The sequence below is a fragment of the Novosphingobium malaysiense genome, assembly GCF_000802225.1.
Taxonomy (GTDB): domain Bacteria; phylum Pseudomonadota; class Alphaproteobacteria; order Sphingomonadales; family Sphingomonadaceae; genus Novosphingobium; species Novosphingobium malaysiense.
Map to the genome: position 1 here is coordinate 1 of NZ_JTDI01000016.1, position 2,285 is coordinate 2,285.

General features: G+C 62.6%; 4 protein-coding genes. 2 read left to right on the plus strand and 2 right to left on the minus strand.

All coding sequences use genetic code 11. The features are described from left to right. Nucleotides 1–115: 115 nt before the first annotated feature. On the minus strand, nucleotides 116–259 hold the full coding sequence (locus LK12_RS25015; RefSeq protein WP_231568473.1) for a Fic family protein: 144 nt from the start codon (nucleotides 257–259) through the stop codon (nucleotides 116–118). Between the two features lie 75 nt (nucleotides 260–334). Continuing rightward, nucleotides 335–835 (minus strand): DUF123 domain-containing protein, encoded by a 501-nt coding sequence (locus LK12_RS23255; RefSeq protein ID WP_082010735.1) that lies wholly within the window; start codon nucleotides 833–835, stop codon nucleotides 335–337. 345 nt (nucleotides 836–1,180) lie between these two features. On the opposite strand from LK12_RS23255, the gene LK12_RS23260 reads away from it, so the two are divergent. Both LK12_RS23260 and LK12_RS25390 read left to right on the plus strand, forming a co-directional pair. Next, nucleotides 1,181–1,831 (plus strand): response regulator transcription factor, encoded by a 651-nt coding sequence (locus LK12_RS23260; RefSeq protein WP_039290622.1) that lies wholly within the window; start codon nucleotides 1,181–1,183, stop codon nucleotides 1,829–1,831. Nucleotides 1,832–2,116: 285 nt separating this feature from the next. Beyond that, nucleotides 2,117–2,285, plus strand: a 169-nt coding sequence (locus LK12_RS25390; RefSeq protein WP_197063653.1) for a BLUF domain-containing protein, incomplete at its 3' end; no start/stop codon positions are given.

Genomic DNA, 2,285 nt, shown 5'->3' on the forward strand with positions numbered 1-2,285 from the left:
GAGCTGGTCCAACCGAGCCGAGCGCTACCGTGACGTTCAGGGAGGAGCATGCCCAATCGCCGCATTGATTCGGCCCCATTGCACAGAAGATTCGCGTCCTGCGTACAGATTGTGTTTAGGCGGTTAGGAATAAGACCGGGCGCAGGTTCTGGTGCTTCGAGTGTAGAAGCGCTGTGTCAATCCTTTTGAATGCGCAAGCGCGGTCGGCAATTGCTCGCGCAATTCGGCCATTGCCTTCATCAAAGGGATGGACAGTCACGAACCAGAGGTGGCCGATGCCCGCTTTAGCGCCTCCTCTTCTGGCACCATTTCTTTCTGCCGGAAAGCCCCTACTTCACCGGATCGCGGTGTCCGCCGTTTCGGCTAGTGGCTTCGTCGCGTAATCCGGACGGGCTGTAGGCGCCAGCAAGTGGGCTGGGCATTGGCGGCAATCGGAGCTGCCGAAACCTTTCATTGCCGGCTTGAATCCTCCGGAGCGGACGAGGCGGTCGACGATGGCGCATTCGCAGCCGCCTCGCACTGCGAGCGCAGCCAGGCGGGTTGCGGCGTTGGTCAGTTCATCGACATGCCAGTGAACCCGTTTGCCTTTGCCGAAGTGGCGCTCCAGCCGGGCCCCGATGCCGCCGCCGCCTCGGGCGCTGCCCGCGTAGACGAGCCAGCCTGACAGCATTGTCGCCGCCATCGTCCGTCGCACGAACCGGACCGGCAGGGGCACATGCATCACCAGGACATAGGCCCCGGGTACGCGGCGAAACGGATCGACCTCGTCCCCGTCGATTGTCGTTCCGGTTCGCAGCGATTGCCGGATCCGGGCAAGGAGATCGGCCTCGTTCACGGTGCCGGACGCCGCGAGGATGTCGCCGGCGGCTCTGCCGGCAAAAACACGCGTCCGTGCAATCCGGCGTGATCGTCGATTGCGGGCAAGACGGCCTCCCGATTCAAATAATCGCAATTAACCATATAAACCAATGCTAATGCGTCCTAGAAGAGTCATGCTTGATTCGTGCGGGAACAGGGCGGCCGGTCGGTACACCCCGATGCTAGCAAACGGGTATCCACTCAGGCCATGGTGATGATGCGCCCCCTTTTGCTGTGGTTCGGGGCCGACGAGAGACGGGCGCACGTCTCTTCAAGACCTTGGTCGCCATAGCGTTTCCCATGCATGGGAGGAGGGTGAGCCATGGCGGATAACGGCCTGGTCCATGTGATAGACGACGAACCGGCCGTGCGCCGCTCGATCGACTTTCTGCTGCGAACCGCGGGCTACGCCGTCGAGACCTGGCCGGACGGCGAAAGCTTCATCAAGTGCGCCGACAAACTGGTCCATTCCTGCGTGCTGCTCGACATTCGCCTGCCCGGCATCGATGGCATGGACGTGATGGACCGCATGGCCGGCGACGGCTTCGACTTCCCGGTGATCATCCTCACCGGCCATGGCGACGTCTCGCTGGCAGTCCGGGCGATGAAAGCCGGGGCCGTAGACTTTCTCGAAAAGCCGTTCGACCGCGACAAGCTGCTCGCGGCCGTGGCTACCGCCTTTCGCATCATCGCCGATCGCGACGCACTGCTCGCGCGGCAGGACTGGGCGCAAACCCAGCTCCGCAAACTGACCTCGCGCGAGCGTGAAGTCCTCGATGGGCTGGCCTGCGGCTATCCCAACAAGACCATCGCCTACGATCTCAAGATCAGTACCCGCACGGTCGAGGTCTATCGCGCCAACGTCATGACGAAGCTGGAAGTTTCCAACTTCGCCGACGCCCTGCGCGTCGCGTTTGCCGCGGGCCTGGGATCGGAACGGACGTGGAAGGATGACCACGACGTCCAGGCCTAGCAGCGCGGATCCGAGAGTGCGTTGCGTGTCCGGTCGCTGACACGTCCAACTCCGCTATATTACGCATATCGGCAAGGGTTGCCGGGTTGCATTGTTCGGTATGCAGGCACTCCGATTCTCTCGACCCCCGCCCCGCATAACGGAGTGCCTGCTCTTTACCCGCAGGACAGACCGACCCGCGTGCCATGGCCCTGCGATCGGGCATGCGCCTCGTACTATTCCGCATGGTAGAGCCGCACGATCCGGCGAAGTATGCGCCGGCTTGAGCAGTGGGCTACGAATGGCATGATTTCCCTCCTATACGTCAGCCGGTCGCGGATCCTGCCGGTTCACCGAGAGCGGATGCTCGACGACATTCAGGCGGAATCGCTGGCAAGAAATTCGCAGCACGACATAACCGGGCTGCTGGTCGCCGCCTCGGCCTATTTCGCGCAATTGCTCGAGGGCCCCGGAC